A 21,756-nucleotide genomic window follows, 5' to 3' on the forward strand; every position below is an offset into this window, starting at 1 on the left:
GGTGACGTCGCAGGGCGTGATCGTTTCTCAGTCGCAATATGAGCGGGGCTCGGCTGGGTGCGGCTGGCGGTACTGTCCATGAGAAGTGTGTCTCGATCTCAGTGTCGCCCGCGCAGAGGAGCACCGTATGACTTCGTCCGGTTTCGATCCCCAGCAGCCGCACGACCCGAATGAGCGGCGGTACGAGGAGTACCCCGCGCAAGGTGGGCAGGAGTACGCGCAAGGACCGGGCGCGGGGATGGGATACGGCGAGCCGGTGCGGTTCTCGGCGAGCAACGCGGTCTCGTTCGCTTGGCGGCGGTTCAAGGCGAATCCGGTGCCGTGGGTGGGTGTGACGGTGCTGTTCGGGATTCTGCTCGGAGTGGCCACCGGGACGACCGGGGGATTCGACAGCGATGTCGAGACGGCCGGTGTGCTGACGGTGAGCGCCGTGCTGGCCTGGTTGCTGACGACGCTGTTCTGGAATGTCTTCACGCAGGCGGCGCTGGCCGAGGTGGCGGGGGAGCGACCCGGTCTCGTCCGGTTCACCACGCTGAAGAACTTCGGGCAGTTCTTCCTCGCTGCTGTCGTGATCGGCATCCTCGGGGTCCTCGCGCAGGTGTTCTTCGGCATCGGCGGTGTGGTGTTCGCGATCCTCGGTGTCCTCTGCGGGATCGCCTCGATCGTGGTCGCGTTCCTGCTGCAGTGGACCTATATGTTCATCATCGACCGGAATCTGCGGGCGGCTGACGCGATTCGGGCCAGTGCCGCCGCGATCCGCGCCGATCTCGGGCCGATACTGCTGCTGACCATCACGCTGGCCGCGCTCAACGTGCTCGGCGCGATCCCCTGCGGGCTGGGTCTGCTCGTCACCATTCCGCTGTCGGTGATCGCCTCGGCCTGGGCGTACCGGACACTCACCGGTGGCGCCGCGACCGCACCATGACCGCCGGGTCCTTCTGCTCGTAGTCTCTGCGCATGGATATCGCGTGGCTTCGCGCCAACCCGCGGCAGCTGGGAATGATGCTGGAACATCAGCGTATTCGGGTGACACCCGTTCCCGGCGGCGATATTTGTGTCGCCGAACGGCTGACCCTCGACGATGGACACGAACTGTTCGCGAAACGGCGATCGTCGCCGCCGCCGGACGATTTCTTCGCCGCGGAAGCCGCGGGCCTGCGGTGGCTCAGGGTGCCGGGCGGGCCGGCGTTGCCGGAGGTGATCGCGGTGGATCAGCGCGTCATCGCCATGACGTGGATCGCCCATGGCTCGCCCAGCGCGGCAGCGGCCGAGGACTTCGGTCGCCGGCTGGCGGCACTGCACAAAGCCCCGTGTCCGGCTTTCGGTGCGGAATGGCCTGGGTACATCGGCACCGAGCCCCTGGACAACACACCGCCCGATGCGGGTACCGGCTGGCTGGAGTGGTATCGCTCCCGGCGGATCGAGCCGTATCTGCGCCGGTCCAGAGATAACGGCGCGCTCACCGGCGGGGCGGTCGCGGCCGTCGAGGCGGCCCTCGACCGGGCCGAGGCGCCCGTGGAGCCGCCCGCCCGGATCCACGGCGATCTGCACCCCGGCAATCTGTTGTGGGGCCGCGATCAGGCGTGGCTGGTCGACCCCGCCGCGCACGGCGGACACCGGGAGACCGACCTGGCGACGCTGCGCATGTTCGGCGGCGCACCGTATTCGGACCGAATCCTGTCCGCGTACCAGGAGCACTATCCGCTCGCGGCGGGCTGGATGGACCGGATCGGGCTGCACCAGCTGCATTTGGCGCTCGTGCACACCGCGTTCTTCGGCCGCGCGTTCGCGGATCTGGTGCGCGCCGCCGCCGGGTAGGTAGCGTGCGAAGGGTGCGCCGGAGCCCGAGCCGACCGGGTAGCATCCGAGCGAACCGCCCGGAAGCTCGAAGAGTTGCACGGATCTCCGCCTGCGCTCGATGGGGAAGGAGAATTACGTGCTGGAGCCTGGTGATGTCTTCGCCGGTTACACCATCGAACGACTACTCGGCCGGGGTGGCATGGGGTCGGTGTATCTGGCGCGGCATCCGCGCCTGCCCCGGCAGACGGCGCTGAAACTGCTGAGCCGGGAGCTGTACGAGGACGAGGAGATCCGGGCCCGGTTCGAGCGGGAGGCGGATCTCGTTGCGCAACTGGATCATCCGAACATCGTGACGGTGTTCGACCGCGGCCTGGAAGACGAGCAGCTGTGGATCTCCATGCAGTACATCGACGGAATCGACGCGTCCTCGGTGGATCCGCGCAAGCTGCCGCCGCAGCGCGCGGCGCAGATCGTCGCGGAAACCGCTACGGCACTGGATTACGCGCACCGGATGAACGTGCTGCACCGCGACGTCAAACCGGCGAACATCCTGCTGGCCAAGGGCGTCGGCCGGGAACGCGTGCTGCTCACCGACTTCGGCATCGCCCGCCCGCGCGAGGACACCAAACAGCTCACCCAGACCGGAACCTTCACCGCCACACTGGCTTACGCCGCCCCCGAGCAGCTCACCGGCGCGAAGCTGGACGACCGCACCGACCAGTATTCGCTGGCCTGCAGCCTGTATTGGCTACTCAGCGGTTCGGTGCCGTTCGAATCACCGCACGCGGCCGCCGTCATTCAGGGGCATCTGCAGCAACCGCCGCCGCCGGTGAGCGGCCTGCGACCGGATCTGCCGCCCGCGCTCGATCAGGTGATGGGCCGCGCCCTGGCCAAACGCCCCACCGACCGCTACGACTCGTGCGTCGAATTCGCGGCGGCGGTACAGCGGGTGCTGTCCGGCGCCGGCGCCGGACACCGTCCCTCGACCGGGCCCACACCCATGCCGATGCAGGTCGCCGCGCACACACCGCACCCGATGCCGACCGCGGCGCCGATCACCGGCCAGCAGTCGCAGCCGCATCACATGCCCACTCCCCAGCCGTTGCCCTATCAGCAGGCACGGCCCCAGCCGACCGGAAACCAGCTCCCCGCAACCGGTTACGGCCCGCAGCCCGGCTATCAGTCCGGCCCCGGATATCAGCCCGGCGGCTACCGCCCACAGCAGCCACCGCCCCAGGGCATGGCCTCGAACATGAAGATTCTGCTGAGCATTCTCGGCGTGGTGGTCTTCCTGACCATTATCGCCCTGATCTGGGCCATGGCCGCCTGAGCGCGGTCAGCCGCGGTTCTTGGCCGGACGGTTGGAGGCGGCGCGCCGCTCGGCTTCCTTGGCTTCGAGGCGCTTCGCCTCTTCGCGGACGGCGACGAAATTGGCGCGCTCGCGGACCAGCCATTCCGGCGGGTCGGCGAGCAGCGACTCGATCTCGTCGGCGGTGAGGGCATCGGAGACCTCGGCGCGCTGCAGGCCGCTGTTGGAGATGCCGAGTTTGCGGGCGCTGATATCGCGCGGGAACGGGCCGGTGCGGCGCAGTTCGGTCAGCCATTCCGGGGGATCGGCGCGCAGGGCCTCGAGCTGTGCGCGGGTGAACGAGGAATTCCGGAATTCCTCCGGGGTCGCCGGAAGGTAGATGCCGAGCTTGTTCGCCGCCGTCAGCGGCTTCATCGTCTGCGAATTCTTCTCCTGGCTCACCGGACCAGCATAGTCGGAGCTACCGGGGGTGGTTCGCAGGTGACCCGGTAGGGGTGCAATACGCTGAACCGAATGAACCGGTTTTCCTCGATCGATGTAGAGCGGCTGCGCTGGTTTGTCGCGGTCGCCGAGGAACTGCATTTCGCGCGGGCGGCCAAGGCGCTGCACATCGCGCGGCAGCGGTTGAGTCAGACGGTCATCGAATTGGAAGCGGAACTGGGCACGAAACTCTTTGTGCCGGGAGCTTCTCCGACCCAGTTGACCGATGACGGCCGGGAACTGCTGCGCGCGGCGCGCGAGCTGATCGTGCGGGCCGAAGCGGCAAGCCAGGAACAGACCTCGGATGCTCCGGCGGCACTGCGGATCGGGTTCGTACCAGGGGTCACGGTGTCGAAGTGGACCCGGATCTGGAGCGAACGATTCCCGGACATTCCGCTGCGGGTGGTCGCGCTGGCGGCCGCCGATCAGGTGACGGCGTTGCGCGAGGATCGCGTCGACATGTGCTTCGTGCGACTGCCGATCGATCGGGACCACTTCAGCGCGATCCCGCTGTATCACGAGCTTCCGGTGGTCGTGGTGCCCAAGGAGCATCCGATCTCGCTGTTCGACGAGGTCACCATGGCCGACCTGGCCGACGAGAAGATGCAGGACGCGAGCGATATCGATGACGCGGCCGTCATCCTGGAAATGGTGGCCGCCGGCGTCGGCCAGGCTGTCGTCCCGCATTCGATCGCTCGCCTGCATGCCCGGCGCGATTTGGTCTACCGGACCGTCACCGACGCCCCCGACACCGAAATCGCCCTGGCCTGGCCGAGCGACGGTACGAACGAATTGACCGAGGAATTCGTCGGTGTGGTGCGTGGCCGCTCCGAACGCAGCTCGCGGTCACCATCCGGACAGAGCAAAGCCGCCAATGGCCGGGCGAGCACCGCGAAGGAACCCGGTTCCGCCGGAAAGCCTGCCCCGGCGCGGAAATCCGGCTCCGCCGGAAAGCCCGCCGCGGCGCGGAAATCCGGTGCGGGCGGCAAACCTGCTACCGCCAAGAAGAAGCCGGTCAAGCGGCGCGGGCGCTGATAACGCGAGGGCGTTTGTCGGCTGGGCTGCGTATGCTGGACGCACTCGCGGAAAGGGCAGGCCGCGAGAAAGATTCGCCCCCGCCTCGGGCGGATCGGCCACGGTAGCGCGGTTGGGAGGGAGCTCCGGTGGAGTCGACCATCCACGATGAGACGATGCTGGATGTCCGGGTCCTGGGGCCGGTGCGGCTGTTGTTCGGCGGCAAGGAAATTCCGGTGCCCGGGGTGAAGCTGCGCGCCCTGCTCGCGATCCTGGTCATCAACCGCCGCCGCGCCGTCCCGAAAACCGCTCTGGTGCAAGCACTCTGGGAAGAGGATCAACCGGCGCGCTCGGTCGACGGACTGTACGCGTACGTGTCGAATCTGCGCACGGTACTCCGCGGGGCGGGCGTCGACGATCGAGCCGTGCTACGCACGGTCCCCGCCGGGTACCTGCTCGAGATCCGCGACGAGGAATGCGATGTCGGGCGGTTCGAGCAGGCACGTACGCAGGGCGCGATGGCCGCCTCGGCCGGCGACTCCACCACCGCGGCAAGGCATTTCGCCGCCGCGCTGGCGCAGTGGAGTGGGGAGCCGGTCGCCGGACTGCACGAGTTGCGGTTCGCGGGAAACTTCGCCACCGATATGGCCGAACGCCGTTTGAACGCGCTCGCCGATCGGTTGGAAGCCGATATCGGGTGCGGACGCGCCGGGGCGGTCATCGGCGAACTCACCGCACTGACCGCCGAGCACCCGGTGGACGAGCGGCTGTGGCGTTCGCTGATCACCGCGCTGTACCGCGCGGGCCGCCAAGCCGACGCGCTCGCGGCCTGTCTGCGCATTCGCCGCAACCTCGCCGACGAGCAGGGCATCGATCCCGATCCGCGCACGGTCGCGCTCGAGGAGGCGGTGCGCGGCCAGCAGCAGTTGCACACCGAAGGGCAACGTCCGGGCGCGACGACCCGGGAGGTGCCCGAGATCCGCCGCCGGGCCTGGCTGCGAGTCGACGGGAACGAGCCGGTGCCGATCCCGCCCGCCGGTTTGCGGATCGGCCGCGCACCGGACAACGACGTGGTCCTCGACGACAACCGGGTCAGTCGCAAACACGCCCGGATTCTGCACCGCGAAGGCGGCGTGTTCATCCGTGACCGTGATTCCGCCAACGGCGTGTACGTCAACGGCGCGCCGATCGGAGCGGATACGGCACTGGCCGACGGCGATGTCATCCGGCTCGGTTCCACCACGCTGCGTTTCGAGCTGCATGTCGAGCGGCCGGTCGCGCCGCAGTGGGACAGCTACGGCTCGCGCCACTGAGATCGGCGCCGCTTCCCGTTTCGCGATCCACGCGCGGGGTATCTGCCGACCATGAGCATCGGCTTGGGCATGGCGCGGTCACGGATCGAGCACAGGTCTTGGCAGCAACAGCAAACGTCTGGCAATCTTCGTCCAAGCTGCTTTCGCGCGTTCGCTCCGGAGTCATCTTCCCGACTCCCGAATCTAGGGAGACCGATCATGAAGCGGTACACCACTCTGCTCGCCACGGCCGGCCTGCTCGCCGGTGGCACCATCGCCGTCCAACTCCTCGGGGGTGGTGAGGACGGTGGACGATTGCCCTTGATCCTGGAGGCGCCGAACAGTCGCGTCGAGATGTCGCACAGCGATCAGGCCGACAACCCGCTACCGGATGCGTGGGGCCTGCTCTACCGCTGACTAATACCCGGCCGGTAGTGCGGCGAGCATGTCCCGGGTGACCGCGACCGCGTTGTCCGAACTCCCGCCCCGCACCAGCAGCGTCGCGAACGCCATGTCGCCTCGGTAGCCGACGAACCACGAGTGCGATCCGCCGCCCGCTTCGGCCTCCCCGGTCTTGCCGTAGACCTCGCCCTGATCCGCGATCCGCTCCGCGGTGCCATGGAGAACCACTTTGCGCATCATGGTCCGCAATCCCTGCACCACCTTCGCTTCGATCGCCGGCGGCGCGTTCTCGACCACGGTCTCCCGTCCGGCGATCAGGTACGGCACCGGCACCGATCCGCGCGCGACGGTCGCGGCCATCAGCGCCATGCCGAACGGGCTCACCAGCACCCGGCCCTGGCCGATGCCGTCCTCGGTGCGCTGCACCAACCCCGTTGCGGGGGGCACGCTTCCGGTGATCGTCGGGATGCCCAGCACCGTATAGTCCGGGCCCACACCGAGGGTGGCGGCCGCGACATGCAGCGCGTCGGCGGGCAGCGTGCTGGCCAGCTTCGCGAAGGCGGTATTGCAGGACCGCTCGTAGGCCGCGCTCATCGGTGCGTCGCCGATCGTGAACAGGTTGTAGTTGGGAATCATGCGCTCACCGATGGTGATTCGGCTCGGGCACGGCAGCACGGTGTCGGGCGTGGCGGCACCGGCGGCCATGGCGGCGGCGGCGGTGACGGTCTTGAACACCGAACCGGGGGGATAGGCGCCGATGGTGGCGACCGGACCGTCCCGGTCGGCCGCGGGGTTCTGCGCGACCGCGAGAATCGCGCCGGTGGAGGGTTGCAGCACCACCATCATGGCCTGCTCGGTGCGCGCGTCCACGGCGCGCTGGGCGGAACTCTGCACATTGCGGTCGATGCTCAGCGCGAACGACGGCGCGGGCTGCGCCGGTACTTCGGCGAGCACGTCGGTCTCCAGGCCGTTGGCGTTGCGAGTGACCACACTCCAGCCCGCCTTGCCGTCCACCTCCGCGATCACCGTCTTGCGGATCTGGGCCATCAGGTCCGGAGCGAACCAGCGGTCGGTGGGCAGCAGATCCCACTGCTCGGTGATGTGGACGCCGGGCAGTCCGGTGAGATCAGCGCGCACCCGGTCGAATTCGGTGTCGCTGAGTTCGGCCACCGGGTACGGGCCTTCGGTGGCCAGCGCGGCGTCCCGGATGGTCTCGGCGGTGAGCTTCGGGTCGAAGCGGCGCAGCGCCGAGGACAGCACGATGGCCACCCAGCCCGGATCGGGAGCTTCGGCGGCGGTGAAGGTGACCCGGGAAACCTTGCCGGGCACCAGCACATCGGTGCCGGACTGCTCGTTGACCCGCGCCCGCGGCGCCGGGTTGTCGCGCCACTGCATGGTCTGGGTGTCGCCGAGCTTGGGATGGATATCCGAGGCGCTCCAGCGCACTCGCCAAGTGCCCTCGGTGCGGCCCATCTGGAGCTGGCCGGTGTAGGTCCAGACCCGGTCCTTGGGCAGGCGCCAGCGGTAGGTGTAGTCGACGGTCCCGGCGTCACCGTTGATCCGGACCGCGCCGGTATGCGCGGTGAGTTCCTCGGCCTGCAGGTGAGTCCAGGCGGAATCCATTGCGGCCGCGGCCTTCTCGGGCAGACTGGTGAGCTTCGCCGCCCGGGTCAGGTCACGTTCGGCGAAGGCGGTGACGAAGGCCTCGGCGGTCGCGACCGGTCCCTGCCGGCTCGTCGAGCAGCCGCCGGCCGCCAGGGCGATCGCCACGATCACCCAGGGGATCAGAAGTCGTGTCGATGACATCGGCTCGAATGGTAGCGCCCTGCTACAGCAAACGAAGGTGGCGCACCGTGAACCGCTTGTCGGTCAGTCGAGCAACACTGTGGCGAAGGTGGCGATCTGCCGGAATCCGATGCGCCCGTAGGCTCGCCGGGCAACGGTGTTGTAGTCGTTCACGTACAGGCTGGCGGTGCGCCCCGAGGCGACCACGGCGTTGGCGATGGTGGCGGTGCCCGCGGTGCCGAGTCCGTGGCCGCGGCGATCCGGGCGCACCCACACGCCCTGGATCTGGCCGGTGCGCCGGGACAGCGATCCGACCTCGGCCTTGAATACGACCGCACCGTCTTCGAAACGGGCCCAGGCCCTACCGGATTCGATCAGGTTCTGGATGCGGCGGCGATAGCCGCGGCCGCCGTCGCCGGCCCGGGGATCGACGCCGACCTCCTCGATGAACATGGCGATCGCCGCTTCGAGGTAGCGGTCCAGCTCGTCCGGCCGGGCCCGGCGGACCAGTGGGTCGGGAGTGGCCAGGGGCGGCTGGCTGAGCGCGAGCAACGGTTGTTCCCCGCGCACTTCACGTTCCGGGCCCCAGCGCACGGCCAGCATTTCCCACAGCGGCAGCGCCAGCTCCTGCCGGCCGACCACCGAGGAGGCGATGCGCGGCCAGCGGGCGGCACGGTCGGCGAAGGCGCGCAACGCGTCCTGATCGCCGCGCAGCGGCACCAGATTGGCGCCGGAGAAGCAGAGCGACTCCGCGGGCGTGCCGCGACTCCACAGCTCACCCTGCCCGGAGCGGGTGTCGATGCCGAATTCCTGTAATCGCGCGGCGACCATGCACGATGCCACCGGATCGGCATCGAGCACGCGCAAGACCTGAGCCAGGTCACGGTTCGCGAGCTGACGCGCGGGCAGATATCTCGCCCGACGCGCCGGCTCCAGCAGACTCCGCACATCGACAGCCTGCCACGTGACCGGCCCATCTGGTACGGCTATGTGAAAACGTGACTTAGCTGATCGTCACAGTGGGCTCGCCGGAAGGGACGCCTTCCATCTCCTCGGCGATACGCATGGCCTCTTCGATGAGCGTTTCGACGATGAGGTGCTCGGGCACGGTCTTGATGACCTCACCCTTGACGAAGATCTGGCCCTTGCCATTGCCGGAGGCCACACCCAGATCGGCTTCGCGGGCTTCGCCCGGACCGTTGACCACACACCCCATGACGGCCACGCGCAACGGCACCTCCATGCCTTCCAGACCGGCAGAAACCGCGTTGGCCAGGGTGTAGACATCGACCTGGGCGCGCCCGCAGGACGGGCAGGACACGATCTCGAGCTTGCGGGGCCGCAGGTTCAGCGATTGCAGGATCTGACCGCCGACCTTGATCTCCTCGGCGGGCGGGGCCGAGAGCGAGACCCGGATGGTGTCGCCGATGCCCTCGCTGAGCAGCGCGCCGAACGCGACCGCGGACTTGATCGTGCCCTGGAACGCCGGACCGGCCTCGGTCACGCCCAGATGCAGCGGGTAGTCGCACTGAGCGGCCAGCTGCCGGTAGGCCTCGACCATGATCACCGGGTCGTTGTGCTTGACCGAGATCTTGATGTCGCCGAAGCCGTGCTCCTCGAACAGCGAGGCCTCCCACAGCGCGGACTCGACCAGCGCCTCGGGTGTGGCTTTGCCGTACTTCTCCATCATCCGCTTGTCCAGCGAACCGGCGTTGACGCCGATGCGGATCGGAATGCCCGCCGCCCCAGCAGCTTTGGCGACTTCCTTGACGCGGCCGTCGAATTCCTTGATGTTGCCGGGATTCACGCGCACGGCAGCGCAACCGGCGTCGATCGCGGCGAAGATGTACTTGGGCTGGAAGTGGATGTCGGCGATCACCGGGATCTGCGACTTGCGCGCGATGGTGGCCAGCGCGTCGGCGTCTTCCTGACGCGGGCACGCGACGCGCACGATGTCGCAACCGGAGGCGGTGAGCTCGGCGATCTGCTGCAGCGTCGCGTTGACGTCGTGGGTTTTGGTGGTGGTCATCGACTGCACAGAGATCGGGTGGTCGCTGCCGACGCCGACATTGCCGACCATCAGCTGACGGGTCTTGCGTCGGGGCGCGAGAACGGCGACCGGTGCGGCGGGCATGCCTAATCCGATTGTGGTGGTCACTTTCGGCTGCCTACTTTCCTGCGTTGACGTGCGGGCCGTTCGCCTCCCGAGCTTAGTCGGGCAGGCGTGCGAGAACTGTGTGACGACGGTGACATGGTGGTGGAGACAACCTCTGGTGAGGGTACCGGCTCAGGGGAACAGCTTCACCGGATTCACGATGTCGGCGGCCAGGGTGAGCAGCATGTACGCGCCGCCGATGACCACCGCGACATAGGTCAGCGGTAGCAGCTTCAAGTAGTCCACGGGCGCGCCCGGGGCCAGACCCTTCCAGCCGCGCAGCGTATTGCGGATCTTCTCGTAGATCACCACCGCGATATGGCCGCCGTCCAACGGCAGCAGCGGCAGGATGTTGAACGCGCCCAGGAAGAAGTTCAGGCTCGCCAGCATCAGGATGAAGACGCTCCACAGGCCGCGCTCGGCGGTCTCGCCGCCGATCCGGCTGGCGCCGTACACGCTGACCGGGGCCTCCGGGTCGCGCGGGCCGCCGGTGACCGCGGTCCACAGCGCCGTCACCTTCTCCGGCATCTGCATCAGGGACTGGAAGGTGCGCACGAACATATCGCCGGTGAAGACGAGCGAGGCCGGAATCGAGGACAGGACGCCGTACTGCACGGGTTCGTAGAAATCCTGGCCGACGCCGACGGCGCTGACCTCCTTGGGTTCCGCGCCCTCCTGCGCGTATCGCACGGTGCGCTGCGGGGTGACCGGCACGGTGAGCGTCTGCCCGTCCCGGTCGATGGTGTAGGTGAAAGGCTGGGTCTGCTTCTGGGTTTCCTCCTGGAACTGCTTCCAGGTCGTGACGGGGACGCCGTTGACGGCTTTCACCACGTCACCGCGCCGCAGTCCGGCCTGCTGGGCCGGGCCCTGGCCTGCGCACGGCTGCATGGTCCGGTCCGGGTTCATGGCCGCGACACAGCCCATCGAGCCGAGCGCGGTGGCCGGCGGCTGATCGAAACGAGGCAGGCCCCAGCCGATCGCCAGCACCACGATCAACAGGAAACCGAGCAGGAAGTTCATCGCGATACCACCGGACATCACCAGCAGCCGCTTCCAGGTGGCCTGGCGGTACATGGCGCGGTCCAGGTCCTCGGGCGCCAGTTCGTCCAGCGCCGTCATGCCCGCGATATCGCAGAAACCGCCGAGCGGCAACGCTTTCAGGCCGTACTCGGTCTCACCGCGGCGGAAGGAGAACACCTTGGGCCCGAAGCCGACGAAGTAGCGGCGAACCTTCATGCCGGTGGCCTGGGCGGCCCACATGTGCCCGCACTCGTGCAACGCGACCGAAATCGTGATGCCGAGGGCGAACAGCGCGAACCCCAACGCGAACACCATGTGTTTGACAGCCCTCCTGCGTGACGCAGACCTCGATGACAACGGCCCAGGAAAGCCGGACCACGCCCGACCACACTAACCGCAGCCGGGCAACCCTCACGCCACAGTCTGCCAGGCTCCGTTCCCGGCGTGCGTCGGGATGACCCTGTGGCCGGGATTATCCGCTGGTGATCAGGGCCCTTGCATAGTCGCGCGCCCAGCTGTCGGCGGCGAGCACGTCGGCCAGATTCTCCGGCTCGGCCTGCCATCGGCCGGCGGCGTCGACCGTGCGCTGGACGGTGCGGACGATGCCCGGGAAGCGCAGGTGGCCGTCCAGGAAGGCCTGCACCGCGATCTCGTTGGCGGCGTTGTACACCGCGGTGACGCTGCCGCCCGCCGCACCGGCCTGCCGGGCCAGCTCGATCGCCGGGAAGACGGTGTGGTCGACCGGTTCGAAGGTCCAGGTCGAGGCGGTGCCGAAATCGCAGGCGGCGGCCGCGCCGGGGACGCGGTCGGGCCAGCCGAGCGCCAGCGCGATGGGCAGTTTCATATCCGGCGGGCTGGCCTGGGCCAGGGTGGAGCCGTCGGTGAAGGTGACCATGGAGTGCACGATCGACTGCGGGTGCACCGTGACATCGATGCGGTCGTAGGGAACTCCGAACAGCAGGTGCGTTTCGATCAGCTCCAGGCCCTTGTTGACCAGCGACGCGGAATTCAGCGTGTTCATCAGACCCATAGACCAGGTCGGATGTGCTTTGGCCTCGGCCGGATTCACCGATTCCAGCATCTCGGTCGTCCAGCCGCGGAACGGGCCGCCCGAAGCGGTGAGCACCAGCCGGTCGACTTCCTCGGCGCGGCCCCCGCGCAGACACTGGGCCAGCGCCGAATGCTCGGAATCGACCGGAACGATCTGACCGGGCGCGGCAGCGCGGGTGACCAGCGAACCGCCCGCGACGAGGGATTCCTTGTTGGCCAGCGCCAGACGGGTGCCCGACTCCAGGGTGGCCAGGGTGGGTTCCAGGCCGAGCGAGCCGACCAGCGCGTTGAGCACGACATCGGCTTCGGTGCGCCGGACCAGCTCGGTCACCGCGCCGTCACCCCCGAGCGTCAGGTCGAGGTCCCGCGCGGCGGCCGGATCGGCGACCGCGACATTGCGAGTGCCCGTGGCCGCCATCTGCTCGGCGAGCAGCGCGGTGTTCCCGCCGCGCGCGGCCAGTCCGACCACCTCGAACTTTTCGGGGTTGGCGGCGATCACCTCGAGGGCTTGGGTACCAATGGATCCGGTGCTGCCGAGCAGCAGGACTCTCACGATGTCGGACACGACGCTCATTGTGGCGTACTCGAGACCGGGGCGACCGGCCCGGCCGACTTCCAACGACACACCGTCGTATGTCACGATTACGGGCAATAGCCCCAATCGATGTGTACCCGCGAGGTACCCGAACCAGCTGAGGAGCGATCGTGGCCGCCACGGAACTCGAAACCACCACCACCGAGCGCCGGATCGTCACCCACGTGGACACCGCCGAGGTCCCCTCGGCCGCCTGGGGGTGGAGCGGCGAATCGCCCCGCACCTTTCGGATCGCGGGCCTGGTCGTCGCGCTGATCCTGCTCGGCATGCTGTTCGAGGGCCCGCAGGGCAGCTCCTCCGGCTCCGGCAATATCGGCTACATGTTCCTCGTCGGTTTCGCCGCGCTGCTCGGTGTGATCCTGCTTCGCGACGCGTTCACCCGGAACAAGCCGCGCTAGTTCGTATTCGGACATAGTCTTCGCCGCCCCGGCCATGCCGGGGCGGCGAAGTTCGTTCAGGAGGCGTGTCTACGCCTGGGGATCGCGGTGCGGCTGTGCCTATGCGCTGGGGTCGCGGCGCAGCGTCGCCGCGAGATGGTGTTGCAGCGGTTCGCCGACCGCGGCCATCCGCAGCGTGTAGTCGATGGTGTCGCCGCAGACCCGCAGCGAACGACCCAGCGCCGTCACGGCTTTCGCGGTGCTGGAGCGGCCGATGCTGGTGGAGTCGAATTCCATGCGCAGTTCCCCGTCGGCGACGGTGAGTCCGCCCTCGCAGATCTCGGTGATGCCGGTGGGGTGGGCCAGGATGAGTTCCAGGTGGTCGGGCCGGGGACAGCGGAGATAGCCGGTTTCGGCGTGCATGGGCCGGCTGCCGTCGGCGGCGCGGGTGCGCTGCCGGTAGGTGAGAAACGGCCGGCCGAGATGGCCGAAGGTGATCTCCTCCAGGTAGTCGAAGGGCTGGATCGTGGGGTACTCGCCGTGCCCGGGACCACGCCAGGTGCCGAGCAGTGGCGCGAGCGGCGCGATATCGGGATGCAGGGCGACAGACGGCTGAGGTTCGACCACGGCCGACAGCTTAGGCGCGTGTTCGCCGGCGGTGGTCGCGTACCACCGAATCGGCCCGGTCAGTGGTCGTCGGAATCGGTGCGGCCGAGGTGGCCGGACCAACGCTGTGACCAGGACCAGACGGGTTCCAGGGCGACGCTGAGTTCCACGCCAGCGGGGGTCAGTTCATAGGTCTTGTCGGCGTTCTTCGCGATCAGTCCGGTGGACTGCAGATGGTGCAGCCGGGTGGACAGCATGCTGGAGGAGCACTGGCCCATCCGGCGGCGCAGTTCGAGGAAGCCGAGGTTCCCCGGTTGCAGCTCCCACAGCACCCGCAGATTCCAGCGTTGTCCGAGCAGGTCCATGGCGGCCAGCATCGGAGTGTGGGCCGGGTCGTCCTGCCCCCGAGGTGGTTTGGCTCCGCTTGCACTTCGCATTGGGAATCACCATAGTGATTCTAAATCAGAAGCATTGGGTCGGGGCGCGAGGAAGAGACAGTGCAACCAACGCAGCGGGTCGTTCTCATCACCGGATCGTCGCGGGGGATCGGCGCCGAAACGGCGCGGGTCCTGGCCGCTCGGGGCGATCACGTGATCGTGAACTACCGGGAGAAACGCAAACGGGCCGCCGTGCTCGCGGCGGAGATCGTGGCGGCAGGTGGGAGCGCCTCGACCGCCGGGGCCGATATCTCCGATGCCGAGTCCGCGCGCACCCTGATCGACGGCATCGCGGACCGGTTCGGCCGGCTGGACGTGCTGGTGCTGAACGCGTCCGGTGGGCTGGAGCGCGACGCCGCGCCGGACTACGCGATGGCGCTGAATCGGGACGCGCAGGTGCGCTTGGTCCGACTCGCCCTGCCGCACCTGCCCGCTGGCGGTCGGATCGTTTTCGTGACGAGTCATCAAGCACATTTCCACGGCCGCAAGCCGGTGCCCGCCGACTATGTGCCGATCGCCGCGAGCAAGCGCGCCGGGGAGGACGCGCTGCGGGCGCTGATCCCCGAGCTTTCGGCTCACGGGATCACCTTGCGGGTCGTCTCTGGCGACATGATCGACGGCACCACCATCGTGCTGCTGCTGCAACGGCGCGACCCTGGCGCGGTCGCGGCCCGCAAACACCACGGCGACCTGCCGACCGTCGGTGAGTTCGCCGCCGCGGTGGCCGAAGCCGCTACCGGCACAGCGGAATCCGGCCACACCGACTATGTGGGCGGCGCGGACTATCTCGATGCTGAAGGGTTGCCGCCGGTCGGCGACGGCCCGTAAAACTGCTCTTGCCCTGCGATTTCGGCGATCCCGGCGCGGTGTGCGGACAATCGAGGGACCATGGAGTTGTCCGCTTCCGTTCTCGGCGCTGGTCAGGGAGGGTCTAGTCAGAACTGGGTGGTCGGTGGGAGGCCGATGCGATGACCGATGCGAGGGACAACTGGATGATGCCCGGTAAAGAGCTGCTGCTGGCGGCTTGCCGAGGGCTGCCGCACGACGACCATCCGATGTTGGACGCCGCCGGGGAACTCGCACAGCTGCATGTCATCCGGGAACGCACACCGGTCTGCGAAATGGCGAAAATCGATCGACGGCGCACGCAATTGGTGCGCTCGATCGATCGGTGGGTCACTCTCGTCACGCCGGTGCCGCTGGACAACGAGTACATCCACTGCGAATCCGTCGGGCAGGTGGTAGACCGGCTGGCGGAATTGACGTCGCAGGCCATCCCGCTCGCGCACGCGCCGGAACCGGTCTTCTACGACACCTGGCTGCGCGTTCGGGAAATGGCCGACACCTACCAGGATTTGGTGGACGGACTGTGCGCCGGTACCCGCAGACCGCCGCTGCGCGGCTACTGGCTGCCGCCCGACCCGTTCGAGCGACCGGCGAACAGTCGCTAGCGGCGGCCGAACAGGCGCAGGCCGCGACCACGCCGCCGCGGGAGCGTCGCGTACACCATCGTCATATCGGCGAACACCTCCGCTTCTTGCTCGCGCTCGGCTCCGAATTCGTTGCGACCCAGCACATGCTGCACCGAGAGCGACGGTAGGAGAGCGGCCAGCATGGGCGGCAGGGTGGCCGACGCTTCGATGTCGCCCTTGCCGTGCCCGAGCAGCATGTGCCCGATTTCGTGCAGGATGATGTGATCCGCGTTGCGGTCGGTGGTGGCTTCGTCGTAGACGATGATGTCGTCGTGCTTGCGGGCCACCCACAAACCCTTTCCCCGGCAACCCTTTTCGCTCAGCATCTCCGCCGGGACCGGACGCAGCGAGATGGATCGCCCCCGGTAGGCCGCCACATCGGCGAGATATGCGTTGAGGCTCCACGGATTCGGTAGTGGCACTGTCCGGGTAGCGTCACCGAAGCGGGCTTCCATGCTGGTCATCGGGGCACACATTACCCACCCGTCAGCCCCGCGTCACGTCCGTGATCGTTCGGGGGCGTACGTCAGAGCTCCGGAGCCGGGGTGATGTCCGCACGCGGTTTGTCCGGCGGCGGCGCGGAACCGGAGAAGCGCAGCACGAGATGGTTGACCACCCACAGCCCGACGCCGATGGCCAGCAGCACGCCCGCGATGGCGTACTGATCGGGATTGCGGTCGGTGTAGGGCGTCACCAGGAATCCGCAGGTGAGCGCTCCGACTATGGGCAGCACGGTGGGTGTGCGGAAGTGCTCGTGCTGCACCGGATCTCGGCGCAGCACCAGCACCGCGATATTCACCACGGTGAACACCGCGAGCAGCAACAGGGCGGTGGTACCACCGAGTTCGGCGACCCGGCTGACGAAGAAGATCAGGCCCAGAGCGAGCGCGGTGGTGAACAGGATCGCGACGTGTGGCGTGCGCCGGGCGTGGTTGACGCTGCCGATCGGGCGCGGGATCACTCCCTGCTTGGCCAGGCCGTACAGGAGCCGGCTGGCCATCAGCATGTTGATCAGCGCCGTATTGGCGACCGCGAACATCGAGATGACAGCGAAGATATGCGTCGGGAAGGCGGGTGCGCCGATCTCGACGACTTGCAGCAGCGGAGTGTCGCCTTGGGAGAGGTCCTCGACCGGGACCAGCGCGACCGCGGTGATCGAGACCAGCACATAGACCAGCACGGTGATCAGCAACCCGGCCAGCAGCACTTTCGGAAAGATCCGCGAGGGCTGCTTGCATTCCTCGGCCATGTTCACCGAATCCTCGAAGCCGACCATCGCGTAGAAGGCGAGCGTGGTCGCCACGATGACACCGCCCATCGCCGAGCGATCGCCGGTGTCGAATTCGACGACGCGGCTGAAATCGCCGTTGCCGAACCCCAAGGCCCACAAGCCGATTCCGATGACGATCAGCAGACCGGTCAGCTCCACGCAGGTGAGCAGCACATTGATCTTGACGCCTTCGGAGACGCCGCGCAGGTTTACCGCGGCGAGCACCAGCATGAATGCCAGCGCCACCAGCGTCACGCCCATTCCGGTGCCGAGATCGAAGTCGAAGGCCTCGGCGAAGTTGGCGGCGAAGGCGCGGGCCGCGGTGGCGGCGGAGGTGATGCCGGAGCTCATGACCGCGAAGGCGACCATGAAGGTGAAGAAGTGGATGCCGAACGCTTTGTGCGTATACAGCGCGGCCCCGGCGGCCTGGGGGTACTTGGTGACCAGTTCCAGATAGCTGAGGCCGGTGACGAGCGCGATGAGGAACGCGACCACGAACGGCACCCAGACCGCGCCGCCGACATGGCCGGCGACCTTGCCGGTCAACGAATAGACGCCGCTGCCGAGAATGTCGCCGACGACGAAGAGCAAGAGCAGCCAGGGGCCCATCACCCGTTTGAGCGACGGTTGTTCCCGGGTGGTGGATTCAGCGGTCACATCGGCCATGAGGGGTGCTCCTCGGTACGACATCCGGACAAAGGAGACTACCCGTTTCGCGCCGAAACTAGTCGCAGGTCAGGCGGTTTCGTGTCATGACCGCATGCTCTCGGCGATGTCCTCGATCAACGCCGAGGAATCGCGCGGGCTCAGCGCCATCGCGCGCAGCTGGTCGAAGATGACGCCGAAGCGGCGGATCTCGGTATGGCCCTCGATGAGCTCGTCGCCGGCGATGCCCTCGACGTAGACCAGTTCTGGATCCTCCGGCTTCGGGAAGTCCACCAGGGTGAACGAACCGGCCATACCGGGATGCGCACCCGCATTGAACGGAAGTATTTGCAGGATAACGTTTTTGCGCTTGCTCTCCTGCAGCAGCTTCTGCAGTTGGCCGTGCATCACCTCGGGGCCGCCGACCACGCGGCGGATCGCGGCTTCGTCGAGCACCACCCACAGTTCCAGCGGGTCGTCCTTGCTGAGCACCCGGGCGCGTTCCATCCGGGCTTGTGCGCGGCTCTCCATGATGGAGGCTTCGACCTTCGGCATGGTGGTGTCGATGACGGCCATGGCGTATTGCTCGGTTTGCAGAAGTCCTGGGATATAAGAGGTCTGGTAGTGCCGCGCCGAGAGCGCTTCGGACTCGAAGTTGATGTACGCGGCGTAGACCTCGGTCAGGTTGCCCTCCCACGGGCGGGACATTCCGGGTTTCTGCGCGTCCGACAGCAAATCCAGGGCATACTTGCGTCGTTCCTGTTCCACCCCGTACAGATCGAGCAGTGTCATCAGGGTGCGCCGCTGCGGGCGGGCTTGGGCCGCCTCGATGCGATACAGCGTGGTGACATTGATTCCGGTCTTGCCGCTGACCTCTTCCTTGCTGAGCCCGACACCTTCCCGCATCTCGAACAGCAGAGCGGCCAGGCGGCGCAAGCCCGCGGTGAGGACGGTGCGCTTGCCTGCCATGCCAAGATCCTTTCCCGTGCAAACGTGAGAGTCCACTCAGTGCAGCAGATTCGCACAGGAAAAGTAGTCGTATCGCCCGAGCGGATGGCTACCGGGGCGGTTACGGCACCGTGACGGGGGAGTCGCAGCTGGCGGGCGGGTCCACCAGGGAGCAGTCCGCCGGGGTGCGCACCGGCACATAGCCGGCGGGGACGCCGCCGTGGGTGATGATCCGGCGATAGGTGTCGACCGCGTCGGTGGGGCGGCGCTCGAGGTTCAGGTCGGTGCGGGCGTCGACGGTGTAGAGGCCGAAACGCGGTGTGTAGGAGCTCCACTCGTAGTTGTCGGTGATCGACCAGTAGTTGTAGCCCAGGATGTTCATGCCGTCGGCCTCGGCGCGTTGCAGCCAGTAGACGGTGTCGCGCAGATGGTCGGACCGGGTGTAGCCGTCGGCGCGTGGTTTGCCGTCCTCGGTGGGCATGCCGTTCTCGACGATCCACAGCGGTTTGCCGGGATACAGGCGCGAATAGTGTTGCAGGGCAAAGTAGATGCCTTCGGGGCGGATCGGCAGTTCCCACAGGTCCCTGGGCGGATCGCCGGCCTCGGCCGGTTCGTGACCGTAGTAGTAGTCGACGCCGATGAAGTCGAGTTTGGCCGCGATGCGCTGCATGAGCGGGCCGTTGACCTCGGTCTCGGCGCCGGCGACATAACCGACATTGCTGGTGACCAAGGCGTCGGGCTGGACCTGGTGGATGTAGTCGTAGACGGTGTTGTGCGCCTCGGCGACGCGGTCGAGCATCGCCGCGGCGTCGGTGTCGTTCTGGCGGACCTCGTGCATGATGTAGGCGACCGGCTCGTTGATGGTGACCCACACCGGCTTTCGCGCCGCGAAGCGGTCCACGACCATACGAGCGTTGGCCAGCCATTGCTCGACCATGCCCGGATTACGCCAGCCCCCTTGATCGACGGCCCAGCCGGGATACACCCAGTGGTCGAGCGTCAGCATGGGATGCATACCGGCATCGACGATCGCGTCCACCACCTGCTCGTAGAAGACGAACCCGTTCTCGTCCCACCGCTCCGGAGTGGGCTGTAGCCGGGCCCATTCGATGCCGATGCGGAACACCTTCGCGCCCAGCCCGGCGGCGAGCGCGATGTCCTCGGTGTAGCGGGAGCGGAAGTCCACCGCGTTCTGGTATCGGTCCCAGTCCGGATTCGCCTCGATGTAGCGCAGCCAGTTGGAGTCCGGCGCGTTCCCCTCGGATTGGAACCCGGACGCCGCCACACCCCACCAGAAGTTCGGACCGAGACCGCCGTCGACGCTGGTAGCGGGAACGAGCGGAGTCGCGGAGGAGGTGGTGGCGGTCAGTATCGTCGTGACCACGGCCAGCCCCGCCAGGGCCAGCCGGTGCAACTGGGTGCGCACGAGAATCCTCCTCCGGACGAAGGTGTCGTGAATGTCCGAATGGAGGGTAACTGCCGGTTAGCTAATTCTCGGGCAGTGCGGCGGGTGTCGCAGGTATCGGTATGGCCATGGCGTAGCTACCGCCTCCGCCATGGTGCGTCGACGACGGCGGTATGTGATCGTGCGACGAGCACGATGCCGATGGTCGGTTGCCTTGGGGCACAATCGGGCAGATGGCACGAACTCTGCCCGAGGGCGAATCGCTTCTGGTGCGTACGGATTTCAGCGACGATGCGGCGTGGGCCCAAACCCTCGCGGCGGTCATCGCCTCCTACGACGAAGACGCGATGTCCGAGCTGACACCGGTCGACGACGTGAACTTCGACGGGCTCACCCTCGCCGACCTGGGTGAGTTGGTCGACGGCCAGACCTACCTGTTCCTGGCCGACACCACCACGATGACCGACCCCGAACACCCCCTGCTGGCGGTCGACACGAGCGACGAGGACGCCCGAGGGGAGGACGCCCCGGTGTTCCGGATCGCGCCGATCGCCATGGCCGAGGTCGAGGTCAACCTCTTTCTGGCCAACATGGACTTCGAGGACTACGCCGGCGGAGTCGGCGAGGATGGTGTCTTTCGCGGTTTCGAGGACCAGTAGCAGCATCGACGGCTGGAGTAGCTAGTTCCGCACCGGGTGCTGACCGGCGGCGAGTCCGTCCAGGTAGTGCTGGAGCGCTAGTTCGAAGGTCTCATCCAACCCGGTGAGGCCGAACGTTTCGGTGGGCAAGGCGCCCAGTTCGGTGAGCCGGGGGAAGTTGGCGTTGTGCAGCAGTTCGGTGGCATCGGCCTCGATGGTGGCCCACCACTCCGCATTTCGCAGACGGCTCTGACGCTCGGCGCGTATCTCGTGCAGGGCCGCGAGTGCGAGGCCATGGACCAGGGCCGGTAGGGCCAGCGCGGTGCGAACGCGTGTCGGCAGGTCGAGTCGCAGTTCAGCGAGCGCTTCGAGAGTCCACTCGGTGTGCAACATCGCTTCCGGGGCGAGCGGGGGCCGGGTCACCAAGGTCAATTCCGCCAGCCAGGGATGGGCTCGGTACAGCCGCCACTGCAATCGATAGACCGTTTCGAGTCGCGCACGCCATCCCGCGGGCATCGGGTCGGGCAGCGGACTGGACTTGAAAATGGCGCGAACCATCATTACCTCCAACTCGTCGCGCCCCGCGACATGCCGGTACAGCGACATCGGAGACACTTTCAACACACCGGCGAGTTGGCGCATCGACACCGCTTCCAGTCCTTCGCGATCGGCGATCCGCACGGCCACGGCGAGGACGCGGCTTCGAGTCAGGGGCGGGCGGTGGGACCCGTGGGCGGTGCTGACCACCGTCCCCGATCCGGTCCGAGTGGTCACCAAGCCCTCGTCTCGAAGTATCGACAGGGCGCGGCTCGCGGTCGCCATGGCCACCCCCCAGTCCCGGACAAGCTGGCGGGTGGACGGAACTCGATCACCGGGTTTGAGCTGTCCGCTGCGGATTCGCTGCCGCAACGCCGCCGCGATTCGCTGCGATGGCAAGTCATTCGATTCGGCCACCCGACAGAGCGTACTAGTGCACCCCATGGTTGGACAGGCGATGACCTTGAGGGTATAGGCGCGAAAACCGCACCGGGACAAGCAAGTGCACTGTTCGACCTA

23 protein-coding genes are annotated in these 21,756 nt (G+C 67.4%); 10 read left to right on the top strand and 13 right to left on the bottom strand.

The genetic code is table 11. From position 1 onward, the window contains the following. Positions 1-127 precede the first annotated feature (127 nt). The 3 genes from BJ987_RS15035 (at position 128) to BJ987_RS15045 (ending at position 3,130) form a co-directional block, all read left to right on the top strand. Positions 128-925 carry a hypothetical protein gene (locus BJ987_RS15035; protein WP_209889782.1) on the top strand — a complete coding sequence of 266 codons (798 nt, stop codon included), beginning with the start codon at positions 128-130 and terminating at the stop codon, positions 923-925. 32 nt (positions 926-957) lie between these two features. Continuing rightward, positions 958-1,818 carry a fructosamine kinase family protein gene (locus BJ987_RS15040; protein WP_209889785.1) on the top strand — a complete coding sequence of 287 codons (861 nt, stop codon included), beginning with the start codon at positions 958-960 and terminating at the stop codon, positions 1,816-1,818. 118 nt (positions 1,819-1,936) lie between these two features. Then, positions 1,937-3,130 (top strand): serine/threonine-protein kinase, encoded by a 1,194-nt coding sequence (locus BJ987_RS15045; protein WP_209889788.1) that lies wholly within the window; start codon positions 1,937-1,939, stop codon positions 3,128-3,130. A 6-nt stretch (positions 3,131-3,136) separates the two neighbouring features. Here the strand turns inward: BJ987_RS15045 and BJ987_RS15050 are convergent, their stop codons facing one another. After that, a complete protein-coding gene (locus BJ987_RS15050) occupies positions 3,137-3,550 on the bottom strand; it encodes a DUF5997 family protein (protein WP_209889791.1) in 414 nt (137 codons plus the stop codon). A 72-nt stretch (positions 3,551-3,622) separates the two neighbouring features. On the opposite strand from BJ987_RS15050, the gene BJ987_RS15055 reads away from it, so the two are divergent. From BJ987_RS15055 to BJ987_RS15065, 3 genes are all read left to right on the top strand, one after another. Next, the gene (locus tag BJ987_RS15055; protein WP_209889794.1) at positions 3,623-4,624 is read left to right on the top strand and encodes a LysR family transcriptional regulator; all 1,002 of its coding nucleotides are present in this window, start codon (positions 3,623-3,625) and stop codon (positions 4,622-4,624) included. Between the two features lie 128 nt (positions 4,625-4,752). Next, complete coding sequence (locus tag BJ987_RS15060; protein ID WP_307869615.1) at positions 4,753-5,916, top strand: BTAD domain-containing putative transcriptional regulator; 1,164 nt, start codon at positions 4,753-4,755, stop codon at positions 5,914-5,916. Positions 5,917-6,114: 198 nt separating this feature from the next. Further along, positions 6,115-6,312 carry a hypothetical protein gene (locus BJ987_RS15065; protein ID WP_209889797.1) on the top strand — a complete coding sequence of 66 codons (198 nt, stop codon included), beginning with the start codon at positions 6,115-6,117 and terminating at the stop codon, positions 6,310-6,312. Here BJ987_RS15065 and BJ987_RS15070 read toward each other — a convergent pair whose 3' ends face one another. The 5 genes from BJ987_RS15070 to dxr all read right to left on the bottom strand — a co-directional run bounded on the left by BJ987_RS15070 (position 6,313) and on the right by dxr (position 12,872). Further along, entirely contained in the window at positions 6,313-8,103 is a 1,791-nt protein-coding gene (locus tag BJ987_RS15070) for a penicillin-binding transpeptidase domain-containing protein (RefSeq protein WP_209889800.1), read from the bottom strand. Between the two features lie 63 nt (positions 8,104-8,166). Continuing rightward, entirely contained in the window at positions 8,167-9,030 is an 864-nt protein-coding gene (locus tag BJ987_RS15075; RefSeq protein ID WP_209889803.1) for a GNAT family N-acetyltransferase, read from the bottom strand. Positions 9,031-9,085: 55 nt separating this feature from the next. Further along, positions 9,086-10,240 carry a flavodoxin-dependent (E)-4-hydroxy-3-methylbut-2-enyl-diphosphate synthase gene (ispG, locus tag BJ987_RS15080; RefSeq protein WP_209889807.1) on the bottom strand — a complete coding sequence of 385 codons (1,155 nt, stop codon included), beginning with the start codon at positions 10,238-10,240 and terminating at the stop codon, positions 9,086-9,088. Positions 10,241-10,369: 129 nt separating this feature from the next. Beyond that, entirely contained in the window at positions 10,370-11,572 is a 1,203-nt protein-coding gene (locus tag BJ987_RS15085; protein WP_209889810.1) for a M50 family metallopeptidase, read from the bottom strand. Positions 11,573-11,729: 157 nt separating this feature from the next. Next, positions 11,730-12,872, bottom strand: coding sequence for a 1-deoxy-D-xylulose-5-phosphate reductoisomerase (gene dxr, locus BJ987_RS15090; protein ID WP_307869616.1), 1,143 nt, complete (start codon positions 12,870-12,872; stop codon positions 11,730-11,732). Between the two features lie 140 nt (positions 12,873-13,012). On the opposite strand from dxr, the gene BJ987_RS15095 reads away from it, so the two are divergent. Then, a complete protein-coding gene (locus BJ987_RS15095; protein WP_209889815.1) occupies positions 13,013-13,300 on the top strand; it encodes a DUF2631 domain-containing protein in 288 nt (95 codons plus the stop codon). Positions 13,301-13,399: 99 nt separating this feature from the next. Here BJ987_RS15095 and BJ987_RS15100 read toward each other — a convergent pair whose 3' ends face one another. Together BJ987_RS15100 and BJ987_RS15105 are read right to left on the bottom strand one after the other, a co-directional pair. Further along, positions 13,400-13,906 carry a peroxynitrite isomerase gene (locus BJ987_RS15100; protein WP_209889818.1) on the bottom strand — a complete coding sequence of 169 codons (507 nt, stop codon included), beginning with the start codon at positions 13,904-13,906 and terminating at the stop codon, positions 13,400-13,402. A 59-nt stretch (positions 13,907-13,965) separates the two neighbouring features. Beyond that, a complete protein-coding gene (locus BJ987_RS15105; RefSeq protein WP_245365973.1) occupies positions 13,966-14,322 on the bottom strand; it encodes a winged helix-turn-helix transcriptional regulator in 357 nt (118 codons plus the stop codon). 60 nt (positions 14,323-14,382) lie between these two features. Here BJ987_RS15105 and BJ987_RS15110 point away from each other — a divergent pair, with 60 nt between their 5' ends. Continuing rightward, entirely contained in the window at positions 14,383-15,150 is a 768-nt protein-coding gene (locus BJ987_RS15110) for an SDR family oxidoreductase (protein WP_209889821.1), read from the top strand. A 140-nt stretch (positions 15,151-15,290) separates the two neighbouring features. Continuing rightward, positions 15,291-15,773 carry a hypothetical protein gene (locus BJ987_RS15115; protein WP_209889824.1) on the top strand — a complete coding sequence of 161 codons (483 nt, stop codon included), beginning with the start codon at positions 15,291-15,293 and terminating at the stop codon, positions 15,771-15,773. Here the strand turns inward: BJ987_RS15115 and BJ987_RS15120 are convergent. The 4 genes from BJ987_RS15120 to BJ987_RS15135 all read right to left on the bottom strand — a co-directional run bounded on the left by BJ987_RS15120 (position 15,770) and on the right by BJ987_RS15135 (position 20,083). Further along, entirely contained in the window at positions 15,770-16,258 is a 489-nt protein-coding gene (locus BJ987_RS15120) for an ImmA/IrrE family metallo-endopeptidase (protein WP_209889827.1), read from the bottom strand. The two genes, BJ987_RS15115 and BJ987_RS15120, sit on opposite strands and share 4 nt — an antisense overlap. A gap of 62 nt (positions 16,259-16,320) precedes the next feature. Further along, a complete protein-coding gene (locus tag BJ987_RS15125; protein WP_209889830.1) occupies positions 16,321-17,730 on the bottom strand; it encodes an APC family permease in 1,410 nt (469 codons plus the stop codon). A gap of 84 nt (positions 17,731-17,814) precedes the next feature. After that, positions 17,815-18,678: a helix-turn-helix domain-containing protein gene (locus tag BJ987_RS15130; RefSeq protein ID WP_209889833.1), complete on the bottom strand. Its 864-nt coding sequence runs from the start codon at positions 18,676-18,678 to the stop codon at positions 17,815-17,817. 100 nt (positions 18,679-18,778) lie between these two features. Further along, positions 18,779-20,083, bottom strand: coding sequence for a family 1 glycosylhydrolase (locus BJ987_RS15135; RefSeq protein WP_209889837.1), 1,305 nt, complete (start codon positions 20,081-20,083; stop codon positions 18,779-18,781). A gap of 212 nt (positions 20,084-20,295) precedes the next feature. Here BJ987_RS15135 and BJ987_RS15140 point away from each other — a divergent pair, with 212 nt between their 5' ends. Next, positions 20,296-20,721 (top strand): DUF6924 domain-containing protein, encoded by a 426-nt coding sequence (locus BJ987_RS15140; protein WP_209889840.1) that lies wholly within the window; start codon positions 20,296-20,298, stop codon positions 20,719-20,721. A 21-nt stretch (positions 20,722-20,742) separates the two neighbouring features. Here the strand turns inward: BJ987_RS15140 and BJ987_RS15145 are convergent, their stop codons facing one another. Next, entirely contained in the window at positions 20,743-21,654 is a 912-nt protein-coding gene (locus BJ987_RS15145) for a TetR/AcrR family transcriptional regulator C-terminal domain-containing protein (RefSeq protein ID WP_209889843.1), read from the bottom strand. Positions 21,655-21,756: the final 102 nt, after the last annotated feature.

This window comes from Nocardia goodfellowii (genome assembly GCF_017875645.1).
GTDB lineage: Bacteria > Actinomycetota > Actinomycetes > Mycobacteriales > Mycobacteriaceae > Nocardia > Nocardia goodfellowii.

Bases quoted from the DNA above. Each gene is read 5' to 3' on its own strand.
- BJ987_RS15130 (WP_209889833.1), bottom strand. From the start codon at position 18,678: ATGGCAGGCAAGCGCACCGTCCTCACCGCGGGCTTGCGCCGCCTGGCC.
- BJ987_RS15105 (WP_245365973.1), bottom strand. From the start codon at position 14,322: ATGCGAAGTGCAAGCGGAGCCAAACCACCTCGGGGGCAGGACGACCCG.
- BJ987_RS15065 (WP_209889797.1), top strand. From the start codon at position 6,115: ATGAAGCGGTACACCACTCTGCTCGCCACGGCCGGCCTGCTCGCCGGT.
- BJ987_RS15115 (WP_209889824.1), top strand. From the start codon at position 15,291: ATGACCGATGCGAGGGACAACTGGATGATGCCCGGTAAAGAGCTGCTG.
- BJ987_RS15120 (WP_209889827.1), bottom strand. From the start codon at position 16,258: ATGACCAGCATGGAAGCCCGCTTCGGTGACGCTACCCGGACAGTGCCA.
- BJ987_RS15040 (WP_209889785.1), top strand. From the start codon at position 958: ATGGATATCGCGTGGCTTCGCGCCAACCCGCGGCAGCTGGGAATGATG.
- BJ987_RS15085 (WP_209889810.1), bottom strand. From the start codon at position 11,572: ATGGTGTTCGCGTTGGGGTTCGCGCTGTTCGCCCTCGGCATCACGATT.
- BJ987_RS15140 (WP_209889840.1), top strand. From the start codon at position 20,296: ATGGCACGAACTCTGCCCGAGGGCGAATCGCTTCTGGTGCGTACGGAT.
- BJ987_RS15070 (WP_209889800.1), bottom strand. From the start codon at position 8,103: ATGTCATCGACACGACTTCTGATCCCCTGGGTGATCGTGGCGATCGCC.
- BJ987_RS15055 (WP_209889794.1), top strand. From the start codon at position 3,623: ATGAACCGGTTTTCCTCGATCGATGTAGAGCGGCTGCGCTGGTTTGTC.
- BJ987_RS15035 (WP_209889782.1), top strand. From the start codon at position 128: ATGACTTCGTCCGGTTTCGATCCCCAGCAGCCGCACGACCCGAATGAG.
- BJ987_RS15125 (WP_209889830.1), bottom strand. From the start codon at position 17,730: ATGGCCGATGTGACCGCTGAATCCACCACCCGGGAACAACCGTCGCTC.